Origin of the sequence: Nitrosopumilus zosterae, assembly GCF_025998175.1 — an archaeon.
Lineage (GTDB): Archaea > Thermoproteota > Nitrososphaeria > Nitrososphaerales > Nitrosopumilaceae > Nitrosopumilus > Nitrosopumilus zosterae.
This window is the reverse complement of record NZ_AP026695.1, coordinates 114,171-130,411: the sequence shown is the minus strand read 5'-3', so window position 1 is coordinate 130,411 and position 16,241 is coordinate 114,171. Positions and strand designations below refer to the sequence as shown.

At 33.8% G+C, this 16,241-nt stretch carries 19 protein-coding genes; 3 read left to right on the top strand and 16 right to left on the bottom strand.

Annotation, left to right across the window (positions count from 1 at the left end; all coding sequences use genetic code 11):
* Positions 1–116: 116 nt before the first annotated feature.
* The 3 genes from OO712_RS00760 to OO712_RS00750 form a co-directional block, all read right to left on the bottom strand.
* Entirely contained in the window at positions 117–278 is a 162-nt protein-coding gene (locus OO712_RS00760; RefSeq protein ID WP_200829102.1) for a hypothetical protein, read from the bottom strand.
* A gap of 70 nt (positions 279–348) precedes the next feature.
* Positions 349–717 (bottom strand): Zn-ribbon domain-containing OB-fold protein, encoded by a 369-nt coding sequence (locus OO712_RS00755; protein ID WP_109877462.1) that lies wholly within the window; start codon positions 715–717, stop codon positions 349–351.
* 1 nt (position 718) lies between these two features.
* Positions 719–1,882 carry a thiolase domain-containing protein gene (locus tag OO712_RS00750; protein WP_109877463.1) on the bottom strand — a complete coding sequence of 388 codons (1,164 nt, stop codon included), beginning with the start codon at positions 1,880–1,882 and terminating at the stop codon, positions 719–721.
* On the opposite strand from OO712_RS00750, the gene OO712_RS00745 reads away from it, so the two are divergent.
* Complete coding sequence (locus OO712_RS00745) at positions 1,876–2,391, top strand: topoisomerase DNA-binding C4 zinc finger domain-containing protein (protein ID WP_109877645.1); 516 nt, start codon at positions 1,876–1,878, stop codon at positions 2,389–2,391. The two genes, OO712_RS00750 and OO712_RS00745, sit on opposite strands and share 7 nt — an antisense overlap.
* Here the strand turns inward: OO712_RS00745 and OO712_RS00740 are convergent.
* The 12 genes from OO712_RS00740 to OO712_RS00685 form a co-directional block, all read right to left on the bottom strand.
* Complete coding sequence (locus OO712_RS00740; protein ID WP_109877646.1) at positions 2,375–3,181, bottom strand: carbon-nitrogen hydrolase family protein; 807 nt, start codon at positions 3,179–3,181, stop codon at positions 2,375–2,377. The two genes, OO712_RS00745 and OO712_RS00740, sit on opposite strands and share 17 nt — an antisense overlap.
* Before the next feature lie 277 nt (positions 3,182–3,458).
* Positions 3,459–4,202, bottom strand: coding sequence for a peptidase (locus OO712_RS00735; RefSeq protein ID WP_225866921.1), 744 nt, complete (start codon positions 4,200–4,202; stop codon positions 3,459–3,461).
* An 11-nt stretch (positions 4,203–4,213) separates the two neighbouring features.
* Positions 4,214–5,062 (bottom strand): WING-49 domain-containing protein, encoded by an 849-nt coding sequence (locus OO712_RS00730; protein WP_109877648.1) that lies wholly within the window; start codon positions 5,060–5,062, stop codon positions 4,214–4,216.
* A 141-nt stretch (positions 5,063–5,203) separates the two neighbouring features.
* The gene (locus OO712_RS00725) at positions 5,204–5,380 is read right to left on the bottom strand and encodes a tautomerase family protein (protein WP_109877464.1); all 177 of its coding nucleotides are present in this window, start codon (positions 5,378–5,380) and stop codon (positions 5,204–5,206) included.
* A gap of 33 nt (positions 5,381–5,413) precedes the next feature.
* Positions 5,414–6,190 carry a rhomboid family intramembrane serine protease gene (locus OO712_RS00720; RefSeq protein ID WP_109877465.1) on the bottom strand — a complete coding sequence of 259 codons (777 nt, stop codon included), beginning with the start codon at positions 6,188–6,190 and terminating at the stop codon, positions 5,414–5,416.
* 40 nt (positions 6,191–6,230) lie between these two features.
* Entirely contained in the window at positions 6,231–7,796 is a 1,566-nt protein-coding gene (locus OO712_RS00715; RefSeq protein ID WP_225866922.1) for a peptidase, read from the bottom strand.
* A gap of 229 nt (positions 7,797–8,025) precedes the next feature.
* The gene (locus tag OO712_RS00710; RefSeq protein WP_109877466.1) at positions 8,026–9,291 is read right to left on the bottom strand and encodes a peptidase; all 1,266 of its coding nucleotides are present in this window, start codon (positions 9,289–9,291) and stop codon (positions 8,026–8,028) included.
* The gene (locus tag OO712_RS00705) at positions 9,245–9,745 is read right to left on the bottom strand and encodes a winged helix-turn-helix transcriptional regulator (protein ID WP_109877467.1); all 501 of its coding nucleotides are present in this window, start codon (positions 9,743–9,745) and stop codon (positions 9,245–9,247) included. The genes OO712_RS00710 and OO712_RS00705 overlap by 47 nt, the downstream gene beginning before the upstream one ends.
* Positions 9,738–10,130: a hypothetical protein gene (locus OO712_RS00700; RefSeq protein WP_109877650.1), complete on the bottom strand. Its 393-nt coding sequence runs from the start codon at positions 10,128–10,130 to the stop codon at positions 9,738–9,740. Before OO712_RS00700 ends, OO712_RS00705 begins: the two co-directional genes overlap by 8 nt.
* A gap of 63 nt (positions 10,131–10,193) precedes the next feature.
* A complete protein-coding gene (locus tag OO712_RS00695) occupies positions 10,194–11,750 on the bottom strand; it encodes a peptidase (protein ID WP_200829103.1) in 1,557 nt (518 codons plus the stop codon).
* A gap of 1 nt (position 11,751) precedes the next feature.
* Positions 11,752–11,958: a hypothetical protein gene (locus OO712_RS00690; RefSeq protein ID WP_109877469.1), complete on the bottom strand. Its 207-nt coding sequence runs from the start codon at positions 11,956–11,958 to the stop codon at positions 11,752–11,754.
* A gap of 33 nt (positions 11,959–11,991) precedes the next feature.
* Complete coding sequence (locus tag OO712_RS00685) at positions 11,992–13,701, bottom strand: peptidase (RefSeq protein WP_342453488.1); 1,710 nt, start codon at positions 13,699–13,701, stop codon at positions 11,992–11,994.
* Positions 13,702–13,813: 112 nt separating this feature from the next.
* Here OO712_RS00685 and OO712_RS00680 point away from each other — a divergent pair, with 112 nt between their 5' ends.
* Complete coding sequence (locus OO712_RS00680; protein ID WP_109877470.1) at positions 13,814–14,632, top strand: CFI-box-CTERM domain-containing protein; 819 nt, start codon at positions 13,814–13,816, stop codon at positions 14,630–14,632.
* A 57-nt stretch (positions 14,633–14,689) separates the two neighbouring features.
* Positions 14,690–15,559: a PEFG-CTERM sorting domain-containing protein gene (locus OO712_RS00675; protein WP_200829104.1), complete on the top strand. Its 870-nt coding sequence runs from the start codon at positions 14,690–14,692 to the stop codon at positions 15,557–15,559.
* Positions 15,560–15,571: 12 nt separating this feature from the next.
* On the opposite strand, the gene OO712_RS00670 is transcribed toward OO712_RS00675, so the two are convergent.
* Positions 15,572–16,210: a hypothetical protein gene (locus OO712_RS00670; RefSeq protein WP_109877471.1), complete on the bottom strand. Its 639-nt coding sequence runs from the start codon at positions 16,208–16,210 to the stop codon at positions 15,572–15,574.
* Between the last annotated feature and the right edge of the window lie 31 nt (positions 16,211–16,241).

Sequence of the window (16,241 nt, the reverse complement as noted above, 5' to 3'; positions counted from 1 at the left end):
TTTGAACATTTTTGATCAGTTTGGGATCAAATTGGATCAGTTTTCCAATTTGCCAAGGAAATTTTTTAATAACCACTAGCGTTTTGAAAAAATCTAAAAAATGATCTTTTTGGTGATCAGTTTTCTTGAACATCAAGTGAAAATTCTGAAGTGGAAAGTTTCTGTCCACAGGATGGGCATTTTCCATTTGTTGGATTCAAAACATCTTTTAGAGATTTTAGCATTTTCATATTTGTGATCTTTTCTCCACATTTACCACAAGTTATTTCTACAGACATGGAGACTATCAGCTATGCAAAATTATTAAGAATCGATTTTGATTTTTTTTAATAATTCAAACAAATTATTTTACTGTTTTTTAATGATGATTCCACAGCCATCTTCAAAACCAGTTATATGGGCTCTAGTTCCAATCGGAAGATCGTCAGGAGTGGCAATTCCTGCCATAAACCCAGAAATTCTCAGATCAGTATTATCTAGTTGAAGTACAACAAAGGCATACGGGGTATATTTTTCAAAGCCCGCAGGGGCAACAGTGATGATGGTATAAGTTGCAATTGAGCCTACACCGTCTAAAATAACATCTTCAAACCCTTGACTACCGCATTTGAGGCAATAATAGGCAGTAGATAAATGAAGATATCCGCATTTGGTGCATTTATGAGTCAAGAGTTTACCCTGTTTTGCATATTCAATTAGTTGTTCTTCAATAGTCATTTTACACACTTTGGAATATGTGAACTGCACAACTTGCCCCAGTTGCGCCAAAGTTATGAGTTAAACCAATTTTTGCATCTTTAACAGTTCTTTCACCAGCTTTTCCAGTTAGTTGATCAAATACTTCTACTACTTGTCCAATACCTGTTGCTCCGATTGGATGTCCTTTTGATTTAAGACCACCTGATGGATTAATTGAAATGTCAGAATTTAATTTTGTTCTACCTTCACGAACAGCTTGAATGCCTTGTCCTTTTTCAAAGAATCCCAAGTCTTCAGTGTCTACTACTTCTGCAATTGTAAAGCAATCATGTACTTCTGCAAAGTCAATATCTTTTGTAGTAATTCCTGCCATTTTGTATGCATCCGCTGCTGCAATTTTTGTACTAGGAATTGTTGTCATATGTTCACGTCCTTGCAATGCAGCAGGAGAACCTCCCCTGCCAGAACCAATTACTTCAATGTAATCACCACCGTGCTCTTTTGCAAACTTTTCAGAACAAAGAATAACAGAACTTGCACCATCAGAAAATGGACAACAATCATAAAGTTTTAGAGGACTTGCAACTACAGCAGAATTCATTACATCATCGATTGTAATCTTTTTTTGCATGTGAGCTTTAGGATTAAGGAAACCATTGTCGTGATTCTTTACTGCAACTGCTGCAAAGTCTTCTTCAGTTGCATTAAACTCTGTCAAGTAAGCCCTTGCCATAGACGCAAACAATCCAGGAAATGATGCACCAGCTTGACCTTCATAAAAAAAGTCGGAACAATATGCAAAGTAAGTTGTTGTCCATTCAGTCCCTGTGTGAGTTACTTTTTCAACGCCAGTTACAACCAGACAATCATAAAATCCTGCCGCAACATTGGCGTATGCTTCTCTAAAAGATACAGAGCCACTCCCACATGCAGACTCTATTGTTAATGATGGTTTATCTGGAATTCCTAATCTGCTCATCAAGACAGGACCAATATGGACCTGTTTATCAGCAACACCAAAGACGTTTGAAATGTATGATGCTTTGATGTCTTTTGGAGAAATTCCTGCACTTTCTATGGCTGCAACTGACGCCTGAGTAGTAATATCGGCTATGCTTTCAGATAATTTTCCATATTTGGTACTACCAGCGCCAAGAACACAAACCTTTTCCACAAATGTCACTGACCCAAGTCCCTATAAAAATTGTTTTAGTAAATCCAACATTGAAGAAGTCAAAGAGTTCACTCAAAACTGTTCAGGTCAAAAAGACAATAGTGAGACATACAGCAAAAACTACAAAGTCAAAGACCAGTATATTCAAAAAAGAAATTATTCAGTATTTGGATGTAAATGGATATCTTTCATGGTCATCAAAAGAGAAGAAATACATAATTCTTGGAACAAATTCTCCAAAAAATGGACTTGTAGAGTGTCCTCAATGTAAGTTGGGGGAACTAATGGTAATTAGATCTAAAACTACAAGAAAGCGTTTCATGGGATGTTCAAACTTTTATGGGGGATGTAAAGCATCATCTCCATTACTACAAAAAGCAAGACTAAGGGCAACAAAAAATCCGTGTGATGTTTGTAAATGGCCAATGATAATTTTTCGTTATTCAAGAAAACAAAAGTGGACCAAACAATGTTCAAACTTTAATTGCGAAAGCAGAATAGTCAAGCCTTCAAAGTAGGATAAACATCTGTTCTTCTGTTTTTTAGTAATGGCAAAACTTTTCGTGTTTGTTTTACTATATCCAAATCAATATTTACAAAACCTATGCCTTGTTTCTTTTTCATATCAAGTAAAATTTTTCCATAAGGATCAACTACTAAGCTTCGTCCGCAGTAAATATTTCCAACTTGATCTGGTGCAATGATATAGCATCCATTTTCAATTGCACGTGTTTTGTTAATTGTGATCCAATGTTCTTCCTTCATATTTCCTTTAACCCAAGCTGATGGTATAATTAGTACTTCAGAACCTGCAACAGCTAAAGATCTTGACATCTCTGGAAATCTTAAATCATAACAGATCATCATGCCAATTTTTCCAATAGATGTCTTTACAGGCTTTGCAATTTTAGAGCCTGAGATCATTTTATCTGATTCTTTAAATCCTAATGCATCATAGAGGTGAATTTTACGATATGTAGAGATTACTTTGCCTGATTTGTCAATTACAAAAGAAGTGTCATATACACGATCTTTCTTTTTACTCTTTTCATAAAATGAGCCCACGACTTGGATGTGATTATCTTTTGCAGCTTTTGCAATTGTTGTGACAAAAGTATCATTAATTGTTTCAGCTAAACTAGCTAATTGTTTTGAAGTCTGAGAAGAGTTTGTGAAAAACATCATGAATTCTGGAAATGCACATAGTGTTGCATTTTTTGCAGCTGCCTTTGAAATGTATGAAACAATTTTTTTCAAATTATCTTCTTTTTTCGTTGATGCTTTGAATTGAATGACTGCTGCTTTCACAAAATAGATTAATTGAATCGCAATAAAAGGATAAACTCTTGGTACAAACATAAAATGTACCATTTTCTTATTATGTAAATTTGATTAATAGAAATCAAACCGACCATAGTGTGTATGTCAATCCCTGACTGGGGGAATTTTTCCAGTCTATCATTTTTAAAAATATAAATAAATTATTTGTTATCAGAGAAAAATAATAGCACAATATGGATTCATTTATGATAAAAATGGACTACAAAAGTTTATCAAGTAAAATCATGGCAAGTAGAAAATTGACTTAAGAGACTTTGATTATACCTTGTTGTGCTAGAAATTGTATTCCTTTAACAAAATCAGCATCAGTTATTGATCCAGCTGACCACCACTTTGCGTTGTTTCGAATCCATTGAGGTATCTCTTGAGACATGACAGATGATTCTGTTGTTTGTTCTACTTTGATTATACCTTGTTGTGCTAGAAATTGTATTCCTTTAACAAAATCAGCATCAGTTATTGATCCAGCTGACCACCACTTTGCGTTGTTTCGAATCCAATCTGGAATTTGTGCGCTGTCAGAGCTTTCTACTGTCTCAATTTGGGATGTCATCTCAAACTCTAGATTCTTTATAATTCCATACAAATGAATCGTATGTGTACCTGTATTGGTAGGGATGAATTTGGCATGATACACACCCAAATTTTCTTTATTCTCTTCTAGTAAAAGAAAGGTTTTTGATCCACCCGCAGATACACTTACTTCAATTTCATCTGCAAGTCCTGAAAGATGCTTCTCAGTTGCTTTATCTGTAGAATCATCTATCTTATTAAAAAAAATCATATCATAGATCAGTTTATCAGATTCTTCTGCAAGTGATACTGTAATCTCTATTGCATTATCCATTCCCACCAAAGGTGGTTCATTCTTCCAACCTGTTTCAATTTTAAAATCCCCAACAACTTTTGCAGAATGTGCAAATGCTGTAGAGGTCATTCCAAATACGAGAAATATCATGGTAAAAGCAAGAAGTAATTTAGAAGTCATGATAAAAAAAATTATTGAGCTGGAATTGCCCAATTGTTTTGAATCAGTACTGAAGCTTGATATTCATCAACACAAATGGGACTGTTATCTGACACACGCAATAATTGTACATGTTTTGTACTGCATTTGACGTCCTGATTTACTTTGTCAATTGGAGAATCAGAGATTGTAGGTTCATTAGTGGTTTCCTCAGATATTTTTGCCTGTATAGAATTTAGAGTATTTGCCAAAACTGGTGCAGGTTTATTTGAGATTATGTCTAGCGCGTTATGGAAATAGTTCGTATTGGCATTTCTTTTTTGATCCCAGATCTTTGTGACAATTGTATTTGCGTCAAATTTTTGTACAGGTGTAAAATTAAACTTTACACCAATAATTGGACTGTTGTCAAGAACCTGAACATTGACATCTTTGAGTAGTTTTTGTTTGTCAAAAACAGTTGTAGTAGTTTTTCCATCAAACGTCTTACTCCATTCTATGGTAACTGGATGATGTGGAATCATTACTCCAGACACGAGTTTTTCCTCGTAACCCAGATTCAGCTCGACATGTTTTAGTTCATTATATCCTCTATTATCATATATTTTTAGTGTGATCTCTACAGGTTCCCCAATTTGGAGAATTTGAGAATCAAGATCTTGTTTGAATGCTTCTGCATCAAATGTCTGACCGTTGATGGTTAATCCTCCAGAAACTTGTCTTTTTCCACTTGCATCAACACCTAATGTAGGTGGATTACAATCTGAACATCCACCACCACCATGATTATGTCCTGCATGAGCATATACAGTTGACGGAGTAAACAATAGAGCAATTGCACATAGAATTGGCAATATCATCAAGATAGTTTTTGTTGTCATCAAGTATGGCATCACATTTATCATAAAAAGAAAATTGGTACATTCGTAGAATGTACTGACATAATTCTGAAATCAAATATGTATGATTTTACGGCATAGCCAACAAGTGTTAAGTGTGGAGGCTAGCTATTTTAAAAATAATTAAAGTTGGTTTCCCGCTAGAAACCAATTTTCTTTAGGATTGTCTTCAAAAATAACAATAACATGATTCTCTTTTGTTTTTAGAATTTCTACTGCAGATTTTGTTATTGCTTTTGCATACTCGTCTTTTTGTTCCTGCGTTCTACCAGGATACATTGAAACTGTAATCAACGGCATAAAAATTTCAGATAGATTCGGAGATTTATGCGTTCAATAATCTGGCCTATAGCCATATCTTGTTCCATATGTAAACTCTGAACTGTGAGTCTTTTTGTAGAGATATCCTGTTGCCAGACCTACAACAAACCCTCCAATGTGAGCAAGATATGCTACGCCTCCACCAGCTACACCGAATCCTCCAATAAAAAAGGGTAGCAGATTTTGGAAAACTAACCAGAATGGCAAGAACCATCTTGCTTGAATATGCATCATTCTCCAAAAGAATCCCATCATCAGAAATGTCTGGATTCTAGCTTTTGGGAAAATCACAAGATAAGCTCCCAGTACTCCAGAGATTGCACCTGATGCGCCAACTGCGGGAATTGGACTGCTAGCATCACCATAAATATGAATTAGTCCTGCAAGAATTCCCCACATCAGATAGATTCCAAGATATTTTATTTTTCCAAATTTGTGTTCGATGTTATCACCAAAGATCCATAAAAACAACATGTTTCCTCCAAGATGCATCAAACCTCCATGCAAAAAGATTGAACTTAGTAACGAGAAATATGGTGCATCAGGACAAGACACACGTAGTGGACCTGCACCAAAATCAACATTTACAACAGTTCCACCAGTAACGCAGCTTGGAACAGCACCCCAGTTGTAGAATAAATTGAATGCATTCTGATTTGTAAAGTCAAAGAATTGACCGGTAAATGCAACTTCAATAAAAAATACAATTACATTGATTATGATTAGTGTGTAAGTTACAGTTGGTTTAAATCCTGGTGGATGTGGATTTTCGTCTCTTAATGGTAGCATTTGTGATTTTATTTGATTAAAATTTGTATAATAACATTATTCAGCTTGTTATTTGCAAAATACCTTCTTTTATGAGAAACTGAATTCCTTGAATAAATGAGTCGTCATCAATTGTACCTTCAGACCACCATACTGCGTTATTTTTAATCCATTCTGGAATTTGATTTGAAGTTGAGCTGCTACCTTGTGTAGTGTAAGGTATTTGCAAAATACCTTCTTTTATTAAGAATTGAATTCCTTGTACAAAGGAATTGTCATCTATGGAACCGTCAGCCCACCATGCTGCGTTATTTTTAATCCATTCTGGAATTATTGATGAATCATTTTGAATATCACTAGGAGATTGAATAACTAGAATAAAATTTCCTTTAGATAAGGAATTTCCGCCTATGTTAGATAAAACAAAATTTGCAGTGCCAGATTGTTCATTACTGAATGTGATTTTGTGTGAATTTGGTGTTTGAGAATTTACATTTCCTGTTAGATGTTTTGAAAATATTTCGTTATTTTTTTGGATTATCGATAGATCATATTCTACGAGTTTTTTTGATTTATCTGAGAAAATCTCCTCAAAAGTAACAAAAAACGTAATTTCGCCTTCTGTATGGATAATTTCAGGCTCCCATGACAAAAATACCTCGTATCTTAAATCAGGAGTTACTAATTCTAGGGGAAATTTGACAGTTTCACTCGGTCTTAATTGAAAATTCATTGTTGTATCAGATGTCCGTATTGCCTCATTTTGGATTTGTTTGATTAATTCCTGATTTACAACTAGATGGATTGTCCTATCTTCAAAAGAATAATCATCAATTGTTACAGATTCGTCTGGTAGTAGAATGCCATTAACTGTTGAATCATATCTTGTTGAAAGAAAGTCTCCAAAAGTATTTGGCACTCTAATTTCTTGATGAACCACACTTAGTTGTTCAAGATTTTGATTCCAATCAAATGGCATTGAAAATTCTATTGTATTTGATTCAAAATTAAAGTTGTTTATAGTATCAAAATAAGATATTACTTGTAGTGTTTTTTCTTCATTTAGGTAATCATTTACATTGAAATAATTTGTTTGGGCAAGACTAATTCCACCATCTAATATTATTTCTTCATTAATTATATTAGAATCAGAATTAATTGATAGAATTTTTATAGTATATTCATATAATCCTCCAGAAGTAAAAACTGGACCTCTAAGAATTAATGGATTGGAATTGCTTTTCATCCAACCGCCTAAAATTGGCTCTTTGATTCCCTCTATTGTAATATTGTTTGAATTATCTGTGAATACTTTGATGTTGAGATTTCCAAGTTCATCATGAAAAATATCTTTGAAAATTTGTTTGCCGTCTTTTTTTAGTTCAAATTCAAATGTAACATGTTCAATTATTGCATCAGTGTTTGAATCAAAGAGTCTAAGTGAGATGTATTTTTCAGGATTTTCATCAAAAACTGATGGCGTTATACTGATTGAAAGTGAAGCCTGTTTATTTTCAATGATTATGGGCGGTAAAACTTCTCCACCCAATCCATGTCCAAACACATTTGGAATTATTGCAAATGAAAATATAATGCAAATCACGGTTATTGAGGCTAAAATTTTCAAGATTGTATTGCTTAGAATTTCTGCTATTAAAATTTCATGAAATAAAAAAATAAGAAACTTACTAATATACCAATTTGGTTTATCTATTCTTCATTATCAACACTACTGTAGTGGTTAGATGAGAAATGGATGAGTCATCTAATTATATTGGTGAAAAACAAAAAATTATTTTATAATCAATTTATGCTTACATAATTTATGGTAGATATAAAATTATTATCTAATTTTCTTAAACTACGATTATTTTTCGCTTAACAAGATTTTCAATTGTATTTAGAAAGTCATCATCAGAGATTTTTTCTTCATACCACCATTCAGCAGAAATTTTTACCCATTCAGGAATCTTCCATTGAGATTCAGCAATTACATCTCGTTCAGGAACAGAGATTATTTGTTTTTCAAACAAAAAATCTATTCCTTCAAGAAATTCTAAATCAGAGATTTGGTTTGTTATCCACCATTCTGTATTAACCTTAATCCATTGTGGGATTTTTGGTAGTTCAGGAGGCAATCCTTTCTCAAAACCAGAAATTTTCAAGACTCCCTGTGATCTAGATTCTACTTTGAAAGCCACATGCCAAAAGCCCATCTCATCTACACTTTGAATAAATTCTATAGACTCATCATTTAGCGTAACTGTAAATTTCTCATTTCCTGAAATTGGAGGAAACTCAAAGTTTGCATAAGTCTCTAATGGATAGCTGTTGTACCCTTTAATGTTCAATGTAGTTCCCTTTTCGTCAAATTTTGCAGCATAATACCATGCTCCAGAATCATATCTGAAATCGAAATCGCCATTATTCTTTTTTGTAGTAAGAGGAATTACTGTAGTATCCACAGGTGCAAAACAAGAATAAAAGCGAACAGGTTCAGAAACAGATGGATCAGGATATATCGTAAAGTTTAGAATTTCTCCTGGTTCAATTTTTTCAATACGATCAATGTTTTGAGCCACATCTAAGATATATTTTTCATAACCATGCACAATTGCAAAGATTTTGGGATTGTATACAGTTTGATTCCCAATGTTTTTGATTCTACCGGTAACATGGCCATCATCATAAGTTATCAAAGTTTTATCATAGATAATCTGGATGGGGATGGGGGGTTTGTCAGTCTTTACATATTTTAGTTCTGCTTTTAGTACAACAGGATTTTGACCGTGAATTTCTGGGAATTTTAGTTTGAATGGAATGTCAACCATTGGAGGAATTGGAACATGGTTAAGTGTCTTGGTAATTTTTGTTTCATTGTCAATTACCGATATTGTGATTGTTGGGATTAATGCAAAATCATTTTGATTTTTAACATTACCAACAACAGTGTAAATTCCTTCAAAATCGTAATAACCATGGTATTCATTATCAGGAATGAAAACATCAGCGTGAGCAACTGGAGAAAATAAAACTAGACAAAAACATACAATTGTAGAAATACAAAAAATTGAATTAGAAAGAGTTGATGATATCTTCAAATCCGGATGTTGGTTTTTCAAGTAAGCCTGGCCTATATTCTTCAACTAATTTATCTATGAGCTCTCTTGCTTTAATATAATATCTCTTTTTGAGTTGAACTAGTTTTATTTCAACTAGTCCATCACCAACTATCTGGGAAAGATAAAGCGAAACAGTTGATGGAGATTTTCTAACTTCTTTTACTAGGTGATTAAATTCTAATCCATCTTCTTTGATCAGTGCAAGTAACAGATCACGTGGAGTTTCTTTTCTTAGAGCTTTGATAACAATAGATTCGTTTTCGGTTATTCTAGGTGGATAGAATCTGGCTTGCCGTGGACCACGAATAACTTTGATTATTCCACTTTTTTCTAATTTTCCTAGATAATGACTGAGTACGCCATTTTTTAATCCAGATGAACGCATTATTTCACGGAATTGAATTCCAGGATTTTCTTCAATGATTTGCTGTAATTGTGAATTTCTATCAGTCATTTCTAAACACTCCCAAAGCCAATAGTCCCAAGGTAATAAAAGTCAACAAATGTCCAACTTCGGGAAATGACATTCCGCCTAGATTATAGATATTTGGCCATGTAGCATCAAATAGCAAAACAACTTCAGCTGCAATAAAATTAGTAAATGCCGCAGCGCTTAGCAAAAGTCTTTTTGTTCTTAATCTGTAGTATGCAGCTCCTGCAAGCACCGAAATGAAGACTGCAAGTGTAATTCCTCCAACATGTAGGAAAATGTGTACAAGATGATATCCATGTAAAAGATGTGGAATAATTATTGGCAAAGCAAGAATTGCAATAACGCCAGTAACTACAATTGAAAATAGAGTTGATTTTCTTTCAACTATTCTTTCAGGCCTAAACAAAGTGATCAAAATTAAAATTTTTAAGATTTAAAGCGACTGGTTCATTTTTCGAACAAGAATCGATCAAACATGAATAATTCCCCTTTGAATTAAAAATTCCAATCCCTGAACAAATGTTTTATCATCAATTTGTCCTGCCGCCCACCAAGCTGCATTGTTTCGAATCCATGATGGAATCTCTTTAGATTGTAAAGACTCTTTTTGAGTTTCTGGAATAATTATGATTTTGTTTTTAATTAGATATTCAATTCCTTGAATGAATGTATTATCATCAATTTGTTCTTCAGACCACCATAATGCATTGTTTCGAATCCAATCAGGAATGAATTCACCGTTTTGATCTGAAATTCGATCAATCACAATTGGAATTGTTGTTTTTGCAAGATTGTTATTGTCTAAATTTTTAAAATTTAGATTTACAACACCTGTTATATCCTGAGGAATCAGAAATTCTGCAACATTATGTTGTTCTTTTGAATCACTGCTAATTCCACTTTGTTCAAAAATTATTTTATCATTTTGTGTAACTGAAAAGTCATAACTTGCAGCAACAGGTCTATTCTTTAAGAAAATATCGGTAATATCAAAAATTATTTTTGCATTAGAATTAGATTTTAGATTCTCAGGTTCCCAAGATACTAGAATTCTAAATTGTCCATTTTCAGTGACTGAGCTTAAATGAGAATAGTCACGGTCTGGTTTTATTATGAAATTCATTTCGTTTTGATTGGGATTAAAATGAAATACATTTTGCAATTCCTTTTGATATATTATAAAATGAACTACACGTTGATCTGAAAAAAAATCATCAATGTTTACAACATCATCTGAGATCTTTACAAAATTAATATACATCGAAAATCCCGACACTAACAAATCACCAAAATTTTTTGGAATTACAAGTTCCTGATGAACAACAGATGTTTGATTAATGTTGGATTGGCTCCATTCAAAAGGCATTGAATAACTAATTTCTCTTAAATCAGGTTGATATTTGAAATTCGAAATTTTATCATAGTATGATATTACTTGTACATATTGATCTCCAAAATTTGGATCAATAAAATCAAATTGTGTAGTTTGGGCAATAGATATTCCAGCATTAAAAACTAGAGGGTTCATTAGTTTTTTAGAATATCCATCTGCAGTAAGTATAGTAACATCAAATTTGTATAGTCCGCCTTCACTAAGTTTTGGTCCTTTTACATGAACCATTCTGCTATCAAGTCCAAGTAATGAACCAAACAGATTACCTCCATGATCTTCTTCAATAATTATAGAATTAGTTTGTTCAGATACAAAATTAAAAACTATGAATCCATTATCAGCTTTGAATTCTTGTTCAAATAGAAATTGTTCACCACGTTGTGATTTAATCAAAAAAGTAACATCTCGTAGAGTAACTTTTGAATCAAAATCAATTAATGAAATTGATATTTGTTGGTCATCATTAGTGTCAGGATCACTTGTTGAAGATGAAACTTCCAATGTAACTAATCTTCCATCTAATTCTACAGGAGGAAAAGTTTCACTTCCAACTCCATGACCATAGACATTATCAAATGTCAATATAAGAACAGATGATAATATTAGAGTTAAAATCAGTAAAGAATTTCTCAATCTAGGTCCACTTTTCGGGATCTTTTTTACGAATCTCTTTTCCGTCAATTGTAATAAGATCTTTTTCTTCAAAGACGGTATGCCATTTACCGTTACTTGGAAAAATTTTGTTCATCTCGTCAACTTTGTCATTGGTTGGCGGGGTATTCATCAAGGCACCCCATTTCATGTTTGGAATTTTAGGCATAATGTCATTGATGTCTTTCATAATACTATCACTTGGTAGAATTTATTTAAAAACCTATGATTGAATCCTCATAATTCCTTCTTTAATCAAAAATTGAATTCCTTGAATGAATGAATCATCATCTATTTGTCCTGCTGCCCACCACTCAGCATTGTTTTTAATCCAACTAGGAATTTCATTTGAGACTGAACTAGAGCCTTGCGTGGTTGGAGGAATTTTCAGGATATTTTCTTTAATCAAAAATTGAATTCCTTGAATGAATGAATCATCATCTATTTGTCCTGCTGCCCACCACTCAGCATTGTTTTTAATCCAACTAGGAATTGCTGCTTTCTCAGGTATCGAAGATGCAGAAACAGGAGCACCTGGACCTATTTCAATAATTGCCGAACCAATTCCTGCATACTTTGGATTGTAATCCAATCCGGTTCCTAAAACTTTAACGTCAACTCTAATTTGACCTTGAGATGGCACAAAAATTCTTTGAACGTCAATTCCTTCAGTAGAAGGAATTCCAAGACTTGATGTGTCATCACCAACATTACTAGCAATTTCTTGATCAAATTCATCAAAAACAAAGTATGCATATTTGATATCTTTTATGAGTTCTCTATTTTCATTGAAGAATGCAAACTCGAATGGAATTTCTTGATTTGCACCATATTTCCCATCCCATGAAATTTTTACAGTGGTTGGGACTTGTTCATAGTTTGTGGTATCAACTAGATAAAATTCTGTAGAGCTTTTTGAAGCTTCAGGTAATGGAACTAGTTTTAAATCCATTTTTGGGTTATTGTGATTGTCGGCTCCTAATTTTTCATTGATTTTTTGCAATTCATTTTTTGTAATTAGAAAATGTATAATGTTGGTATCTTCATATGAATAGGGATCATTTAGTAATGCTCTCTGATCAATTTCTACACCATTAACATATCCTTTGAATTGTGTTCCTTCAGCATAAGGAGTAAATGTTTTTGGAACTCTTACTTCTTCATGTACAACTTGCACTAAATCAACATAAGATGGATTCCAATCAAAGGGCATGTCAAATGAAATTGAATTATTAGATGTATCAAATTTAAAATTATCAACATCATCATAGTATGTTTTTACAACTACTGGAACTTCTTCAGCATTAGCAGTTTTGATAAAAAAGTCTTGTTCTTGTGCAACACTGACAAAAGTTTCATAACTTAGTAAATTAGCTAACACAGTTCTTGGACTGGTAGCTGCTTCAATGTCAACTCTAATCTTGTATAATCCGCCCTTTACAAAAATTGGGCCTGTAATTGACGGTCTTGCACAAATATCTAAATTATCATCAGTACATTCAGCTCCTTGAACAAATAGCGCTCCTGGTGCGCTAACATGTTCTGAACCACCATAAATGGAGCATTCTTCAAGATGTTCTTCATTGCAATTAGGTTGTGGCTTGATTTTTACATCTAATCTTCCATCCATATCATAAAATAGATTTCTAGCTAAAAGTTCTCCACTTTGCCAAACTTCCACTCTGTAAGTAACTTTATCAAGATTCTTGTCAGTTAGCGTATCGAAAAAGCGCACTTGCATGTTAGCTGAATCGATGTCACCAACAGTGATATCAGATGGACTTAGTTGTGTACGTACAGTGACTTCCATATCACCAAAGCTAATTGGTGGAGCTTGATCTCCTCCAAGTCCATGTGCAAATACATCAGGAATAACAACAGGAATTGCAAAAATACCAATAATTATCATCGATAATGCAAGTTTATGGTACAACATTAGAATTCAATTAAATCCATATTTAAAGATGGTATAGGATTGTTGCCTATGAGAATTTTTTTGTGACAAATAGGGTACAACTTTTATTTATGATTATTAGAAAATAGGTATGAAATTTCTGTTTGTATTACTGTTAATTCCATTATTAATAATTCCAGCATTCGCAGAATCACAAATACTTCCAACTGAAAAAGGAACACTAGATGTTAAATTAACATATGATGAGATAGATCCAAATATTCAAACAAAAATAAATATTGATTTTATCAATCCTCAAACACAAAAAATCCAAGAGCATATTGATTACACTGTATCAGTTTCAAAAGATGGTGAGACTGTATTTGGTCCAATTCCATTAACACATACATCAATAGGTTCTGTAAAGATTCCAATTGAATTCAATCTTGGTGAAGGAGTATACACTATGAGTTTTAACATTGAAGGAATTTTATTCCAACCAATTCCAGCAGAAGCGGTTTCTTTTGATATTGTAGTAGGTGAAGCTCAAGCTCAACCCATGATTCCTCCTGAAAATGGAGTTAATGGAGAAAATGGCGGATGTCTAATTGCCACTGCAACATATGGTTCTGAAATGGCTCCACAAGTTCAACAATTAAGAGAACTCAGAGATAATACTATTTTATCAACTGAATCTGGGATTGTATTTATGACAGGTTTCAATCAATTCTATTACTCATTTTCACCAGCAATTGCAGACTTTGAACGCGAGAACCCGATATTCAAAGAAGCAGTAAAACTTGCACTAACTCCAATGTTAACATCATTATCTTTATTGAATCACGTAAGCATTGATTCAGAAGAAGAGATGTTAGGATATGGGATCTCTATAGTTCTACTAAACATTGTAATGTATGCAGGAATTCCAGTATTTGGAATTCTAAAGTTGTACCAGTTTAGAAAAGACTAGTTCTAGTTCTGAAAATTCCAGTGAGGTTTTTATGTATCCGGACTGGTATTCAATTTAATGAAGACTAAAGCAATTTGCTCTTTCTTCGTACTATTTGCTATTGTAGCTGGAATAGTTGCAACAACACCAGCTGCTTTTGCAGATCACTCAGAAGTCACAATTGAGACAGCACCAGGTTCTGGAGCTCCAGGATGTGAAGACACTGCAGAGGGATGTTACATTCCAAGTACTGCAACAGTTGATGTAGGTGGCAAAGTAATCATGTCAAATGTGGATACAGCAGCACATACATTCACAGCAGGAACTCCTGAAGATGGTCCAAGTGGAGAATTTGATACCGGATTGTTAATGGCAGGAAATTCATTTGAATGGTCTCCTGACACAATTGGTGAAGTTCCTTACTTCTGTATGGTTCATCCTTGGATGCAAGGATTGATTGTAGTACAAGAAGCAGAAGCTATGGATGAACATGATGACGAGCATGATGACGAAATGATGGGCATGGAAGGTGCAGCAACTGCAACCGGAATGTTATCTGACGGCACAATGGTTTCTATTTGGACTTCAACACCAACTGCAGGCGAAGCAATGGAAATTTCCATTGAATTTGAAGATGCAGAACATGTTAACCACGATATGATGGTAACACAGAATGGTGTAGAAGTTTTGATGGACGAAGGCGCACATCATCATGAAGGCACAGGCATGCATACGACAGCACCATTAACTTCTTCTGATCCAGTAGACATCACTGTTACCTTCCAAGGTTACGGTGTTGAAGATCCTAAAACAGGACCAATTGGTGAAGAAGTAGTATTCTCAAATGTTGTACCAGAATTTGGTACAATTGCAATGATGGTACTAGCTGTTGCAATCATAAGCATTGTTGCAGTAACTGCAAAATCTAGAGTCATTCCAAGATTTTAGGAATCCTCTTTTCTATTTTCTTTTTACTAAAGCAATAATTGCCAAGACAATAGCTGCTGCTGCAATTGACAATCCAAATATTGCAAAGTCATAAGCTGCTCCACCATCCGAAGATACAGAAGTTTCGCCAGACTGTAATTTAGAAACATCTTGTTGAAGTGATAATAATGCATTTTTTAGTGCAGTAATGTCTGCAGTACCTTCATTACTTGTAGGAGGAAAATCCAAGACTGCAGTAGGTTCTACATCCTCAACTGGAATTTTAATATCAATAATAGTACCACGAATATCTCCTTGCAGATTCATAATGTAACCTCCAGTTTTAGTTGGAATTATGGGTGAGAAATAATATCCAGGTCGTGGATCAGAATTGATATCGATTTTTTTGGCGGCTCCACCATACATTGCTGTAGCTTCTACATTTCTGAATACATTGGTGACTCCCTTGTAGGATCCCTCAGTTTCTCCAGGTTCAGTGATTTTAAAGACAATGTCGTTTCTAATTCCTACAACAGGTGGTTCAATTCCCCATCCTGCTTCAATGTGGTATTGTTCTACTTCTACGGTGGTATGTGCAAATGAAGCATCAATCATTCCAATGCTAAACAATAGTCCAATAAATCCAAAAATTACTAGCTTCACAGATATCATATGACATTTACAAGTTATTATCTTTACGTGA

Bases quoted from the DNA above. Each gene is read 5' to 3' on its own strand.
- OO712_RS00760 (WP_200829102.1), bottom strand. From the start codon at position 278: ATGTCTGTAGAAATAACTTGTGGTAAATGTGGAGAAAAGATCACAAAT.
- OO712_RS00755 (WP_109877462.1), bottom strand. From the start codon at position 717: ATGACTATTGAAGAACAACTAATTGAATATGCAAAACAGGGTAAACTC.
- OO712_RS00745 (WP_109877645.1), top strand. From the start codon at position 1,876: ATGTCACTGACCCAAGTCCCTATAAAAATTGTTTTAGTAAATCCAACA.
- OO712_RS00735 (WP_225866921.1), bottom strand. From the start codon at position 4,202: ATGACTTCTAAATTACTTCTTGCTTTTACCATGATATTTCTCGTATTT.
- OO712_RS00730 (WP_109877648.1), bottom strand. From the start codon at position 5,062: ATGACAACAAAAACTATCTTGATGATATTGCCAATTCTATGTGCAATT.
- OO712_RS00725 (WP_109877464.1), bottom strand. From the start codon at position 5,380: ATGCCGTTGATTACAGTTTCAATGTATCCTGGTAGAACGCAGGAACAA.
- OO712_RS00720 (WP_109877465.1), bottom strand. From the start codon at position 6,190: ATGCTACCATTAAGAGACGAAAATCCACATCCACCAGGATTTAAACCA.
- OO712_RS00705 (WP_109877467.1), bottom strand. From the start codon at position 9,745: ATGACTGATAGAAATTCACAATTACAGCAAATCATTGAAGAAAATCCT.
- OO712_RS00690 (WP_109877469.1), bottom strand. From the start codon at position 11,958: ATGAAAGACATCAATGACATTATGCCTAAAATTCCAAACATGAAATGG.
- OO712_RS00680 (WP_109877470.1), top strand. From the start codon at position 13,814: ATGAAATTTCTGTTTGTATTACTGTTAATTCCATTATTAATAATTCCA.
- OO712_RS00675 (WP_200829104.1), top strand. From the start codon at position 14,690: ATGAAGACTAAAGCAATTTGCTCTTTCTTCGTACTATTTGCTATTGTA.
- OO712_RS00670 (WP_109877471.1), bottom strand. From the start codon at position 16,210: ATGATATCTGTGAAGCTAGTAATTTTTGGATTTATTGGACTATTGTTT.